Genomic DNA, 5,044 nt, shown 5'->3' on the forward strand with positions numbered 1-5,044 from the left:
ATTCGATATTCGATATTCGATATTCGATATTCGATATTCGATATTCGATATTCGATATTCGATATTCGATATTCGATATTCGATATTCGATATTCGATATTCGATATTCGATATTCGATATTCGATATTCGATATTCGATATTCGAACAAGCATAAAACCAGAAGGCCTCGCAAATGCGAGGCCTTTTTTGTGGTTCATCGTGGAGTAGAGGGTCAATCAAATCTTAGACTAAATTATGCCTCAGCGGATCCCCACTCTTTACGCAGTGTCTTCGTCGCCGAAACTAAGTTAGTAAGTGCCGCTTCTGTCTCTGCCCAGTTACGAGTCTTTAATCCGCAATCAGGGTTTGCCCACAAACGTTCTGCAGGTATTTTTTCTGCCGCTTTCTTAAGTAAATCTACAATCCACTCTTCTGAAGGGATGTTTGGCGAGTGAATATCATAAACGCCAGGTCCAATCGCATTCGGATAGTTAAACTCTTCAAACGCTTTCAGCAATTCCATGTTCGAGCGAGAAGTCTCAATGGTAATCACATCGGCATCTAGCGCGGCCACTGAATCAATGATCTCGTTGAACTCGCTGTAACACATATGGGTATGAATCTGAGTTTCTGGTTTAGCACTCGCCGCTGAGATCTTAAAGGCATCCACTGCCCATTCTAAGTACTCTGCATGGTCGCGTTTTTTCAAAGGCAAACCTTCGCGAATAGCAGGCTCATCGATTTGGATAATGTTAATACCTGCGTCTTGTAAATCAGACACTTCATCACGTAGAGCAAACGCCAGTTGGTTAGTGATCTCTTTGCGTGAGATGTCTTCACGAGGGAATGTCCAACATAGAATAGTGACTGGTCCGGTCAGCATGCCTTTCATCTGTTTCGAGGTCAGGGATTGCGCATAAGTCGACCACTCGACCGTCATTGGTTTTTCACGCTCGATATCCGCAACCACAATCGCCGGTTTCACGCAACGAGAGCCATAACTTTGTACCCAACCAAACTTAGTGGTTTGGAAGCCTGCTAGGTTTTCTGCAAAGTACTCCACCATGTCATTGCGTTCCGCCTCGCCATGCACAAGCACATCCAAATCTAAGGCTTCTTGGCGCTTAACCGCATCAGCAATATGACCTTTCAATGCGGTTGTGTATTCCGCTTCATTCAGTTTGCCAGTTCGGTAAGCACTACGCTGAAGACGAATCTCTCCTGTCTGTGGGAACGAACCAATGGTTGTGGTTGGTAACAGCGGTAAGCCGAGAACTTCAGACTGATGTGCTGCGCGCTCTGCGTATGGAGCACTGCGTTCTGCCAGTGCTTTGGTAATGGTATTGATACGAGCCTGAACTTGTGGCTTGTTCACATGAATCGCGCTCTTACGGGCAACAATTGGTTGGCTGTAAGTCTCACACGCCAAAATGGCATTTTGATCACCGTCTAACGCCGCACCCAACAAGCTCACCTCGGTCACTTTCTGTTTTGCAAAGGCAAACCAACTCTTCACTTCTTCGCTAAGCGTTTCTTCTAACTCAAAATCAACAGGACTATGCAGCAATGAACATGAACTTGCGATCCAAAGCTTATCTCCTAGTTTGTCTTTCACAGGTTGCAGTAACTCAAGCTGCGCGGCTAAGTCAGCTCGCCACACATTGCGTCCATTGATTGCACCCGCAGAAAGTACCCAATCTTCCGGTAGTTTATTAACCACTTCATCGAGTTGCTGCGGTGCTGCTGCTAAGTCGATATGTAAGCCGTTGATAGGCAGATCTACGATTTTATCTAATGTATCCGTGACCGAATCAAAGTAAGTGGTAAGTAGTAGTTTTACATCGCCTTGAATCACTTGGTAAGCCAGCTTGAATGAATCTACCCACTGATTATCAAGCTCCAAAGCCAGGATTGGCTCATCAATTTGGACCCACTCTACGCCAAGCTTTGAGAGCTTTGTCAAAATGGCTTGATACGCGGTAAGAAGGCGAGGAAGTAGAGATAAGCGGTCAAACCCATCTTCCACTTCTTTGCCTAGGTATAAGTAAGAGAGTGGCCCAAGGAGTACAGGCTTAACTTTGTGTCCTGCTTTAATCGCTTCATTCACTTCATCAAACAGTTGAGGCCAACTTACTTCAAAAGAGTCATCTTTGCTGAACTCAGGAACAATGTAGTGATAGTTAGTGTTGAACCACTTGGTCATGTCAGAAGCAGCTGAACTGTCTTTAGTGACATCATTCGACGTATGCAAACCACCGCAGCAAGTAGATTGAACTTGAGACTGACCACGACCAACGCGGAACAAGGTATCTAAATCTGGGAAGGCTTTTTCATCTTCCGATCCACCAGCATGGCGCTTGGGAACGTGGCCTAGAAGTAGAGTCGTAGTTAGTACATGGTCATACCATGCGAAGTCACCCGCAGTTGCAAAGCTTAGATTCGCGTCAGCTTGTACATTCCAGTTACGATTTCTTAATTCACTGCCGATCTGCTTGAGCTCAGATTGATCGATCTCACCGCGCCAGTACTTCTCGAGAGTGAATTTGAGTTCGCGTTTTTCACCGATACGTGGGTAGCCAAGAATATGCGTTGTTGTCGTCATGTGTCTGTTCCTTATTCGATAATTTTAATTTCCGGTCAGACGGTTTAGTCCGTAGTTTTAACTTTCAACCGAGGCGTCTGGATGGCTAAACTATCTCCCTAATCTGAACGATGAACAAGGTCCAAATATTCATCTTGTTTATTAATAATTTTCATCTTTGATAATCTAACTGCTAATTTATTAAATCCATCTGGACATCCAGACGTTTACAAATGAAAGAAAACACCGTAGGGTGATTATTAAGAAATATTGAATTGGCTTAGGGAATATGAGGAATACTCATGATAGAGCTTAAACACCTTCGGACATTGACCACCTTGAGAGACAGCGGCTCGCTAACCGCGACTGCAACTTCTCTTCATCTGACTCAGTCGGCACTTTCTCACCAGTTGAAAGACCTTGAGGCCCGTATTGGCGGTCAGCTCTTTTTGCGTAAAACAAGGCCGGTTAAATTTACCTCGGAAGGCGAAATTTTGTTAAAACTGGCTGATGAGATACAGCCACAAATCGCCAAAGCTGAAAACGAACTCGCAAGCCTAAAAGAGGATGTGAATGGCCGATTGCACATGGCGATCGAGTGTCACTCATGCTTCCAATGGCTAATGCCCGCTTTGAAGGAATACCAAGTTGCTTGGCCAAGCGTGACCTTAGATTTCTCGTCAGGGTTTGGGTTCGAGCCTCTACCGGCATTGATGGCTGGAGAACTCGATTTGGTGATCACCTCTGATATACAGCCCCGTTCTGAAGTTCACTACGAACCGCTTTTCGATTTTGAGATGCGTTTGATCACCGCGATCAACTCTCCTTTAGCCGAAAAGCCGAGTATTGAACCGCAAGATCTTAGTGATATTACGATGCTCTCTTATCCGGTTCAAAAGCAGCGTCTCGATGTAGTGAAACACTTTTTGCAACCTGCAGGCGTTGAACCAAAGAAATGGAAACAGGCAGACAACACATTGATGTTAGTGCAAATGGTATCGGCAGGTTTAGGTGTTGCGGCCTTACCTAATTGGGCAATCAGTGAGTTTTCAAGACAAGGGTTAATCGCCAGTAAACCATTGGGCAAAGGACTTTCAAGAAGGTTGTTCGCAGCGGTAAGAAACTCAGAAAAAGACAAACGTTACCTACAAGCTTTCTTTAGCACGGCAAGACAGCAAAGTAAGAGTCACCTAGATGGCATTGAGGTCGTTTAAGAGACTCGTTGTTGGGTTAGTTTATGCCTGCGTTGAACCTGATAGATATGCGCCAGAAACAAAAAAGTCACAGATTATCTGTGACTTTTTATTACCAATACCGACAACAGGCAATGAGTATTAATTCGTGATAGAAGAAACTCTCATTGTGAGCTTATCTTGGATAAGACTTAAACTGGTTAGTTAATGGATCGTATTGATAGCCCAACATATCAAGCTTACCTACAACACTTTCTATATCCATTTCATACATACTGATCAGCTCTTCAAAGCTATCGCATTCTAAGCGAAGTTTTTCATTCACGATTCCCAGCAAAATAATGCTATCGAAACCTTTGACGTTGCTTAAATCCATCCCGTACTCCTAACGAACACACCGACTAGATTTAAGTTTAGAACGCTTACCAACACCACGCTAAAAAACAGATCACACTTTTTCGATTCAACACCGAAAGACTTGTGAGATCAGTAACCGCCTACATCGCCCAAACTGGCGTTAAACCAACAGCCGCCGCCAATAACATCAACAATGAAATAGTCAGCTGAAGCTTTTCAGGGGTTTTAACGAACAATAAATGCCAACACCACACCACGATAGCTGAGATTAGCAAAGCAAAGCTAAACAGCAGAGTTGAAATCATTGGCTCTAATTGAGCTTCAGACAGAGAGTAAACATTGATGACCGTCGCCAAAACCACCAACATCCCCGTCAGCACACCAACAACGGGCAGAACACGGTGAAAAGCCTGTAAGCGTGTTCTTGCAATCGTCAGCAGTAAATGACCAAACGCTGCCCCCAATAAAACCACGAGTAATAAAGTGCTAATAATACCGACTGTGGTTGCTTGCTCCGTCGCTTGTATAGCAACGTATGACAGTGCTAAACCACAAGCTAAATACATCACCCAAATAGGGCCAGAATCTCGAGTCTTCTTGGTTTGAACTTGAGAATAGAAATAAAAGATCGCGAACACGACAAGAAATGCTTCAATTCTTAATGAGGCAACGGCAAGCCAAAGCACGCCAATTGCAGGCAACATCTTGTGAATGCGGCCACGTTGTCCCGGGCAAATATCCCCTTTCACTAAGATGAGGGTTAAGATCAGTTGGGCTCCTAATAGCATCGGAGCAAATTGTACTAATAACGTTTCGACCATTGTGGATCTACTTCTTCAAACTTATTTTCGCGAATAATATCAAAAACTGGTGCGAACACTAGGGCGTGTTGATCTTTGCTGTACATTTCGCGTTCAACAATACATCGGTAG

General features: G+C 44.2%; 4 protein-coding genes. 1 reads left to right on the forward strand and 3 read right to left on the reverse strand.

From position 1 onward, the window contains the following. Nucleotides 1–234: 234 nt before the first annotated feature. Entirely contained in the window at nucleotides 235–2,583 is a 2,349-nt protein-coding gene (gene metE / locus AB6C75_RS20120) for a 5-methyltetrahydropteroyltriglutamate--homocysteine S-methyltransferase (RefSeq protein ID WP_372108906.1), read from the reverse strand. A 281-nt stretch (nucleotides 2,584–2,864) separates the two neighbouring features. On the opposite strand from metE, the gene AB6C75_RS20125 reads away from it, so the two are divergent. After that, a complete protein-coding gene (locus tag AB6C75_RS20125; RefSeq protein ID WP_086049155.1) occupies nucleotides 2,865–3,776 on the forward strand; it encodes a LysR substrate-binding domain-containing protein in 912 nt (303 codons plus the stop codon). Nucleotides 3,777–3,930: 154 nt separating this feature from the next. Here the strand turns inward: AB6C75_RS20125 and AB6C75_RS20130 are convergent, their stop codons facing one another. Together AB6C75_RS20130 and AB6C75_RS20135 are read right to left on the reverse strand one after the other, a co-directional pair. Then, nucleotides 3,931–4,131, reverse strand: coding sequence for a DUF4250 domain-containing protein (locus AB6C75_RS20130; RefSeq protein ID WP_004736508.1), 201 nt, complete (start codon nucleotides 4,129–4,131; stop codon nucleotides 3,931–3,933). Nucleotides 4,132–4,252: 121 nt separating this feature from the next. Next, the gene (locus AB6C75_RS20135; RefSeq protein WP_009846420.1) at nucleotides 4,253–4,933 is read right to left on the reverse strand and encodes a hypothetical protein; all 681 of its coding nucleotides are present in this window, start codon (nucleotides 4,931–4,933) and stop codon (nucleotides 4,253–4,255) included. Between the last annotated feature and the right edge of the window lie 111 nt (nucleotides 4,934–5,044).

The sequence above is a fragment of the Vibrio sp. 10N.237.312.B06 genome (assembly GCF_041464685.1).
Classification (GTDB): domain Bacteria; phylum Pseudomonadota; class Gammaproteobacteria; order Enterobacterales; family Vibrionaceae; genus Vibrio; species Vibrio tasmaniensis_A.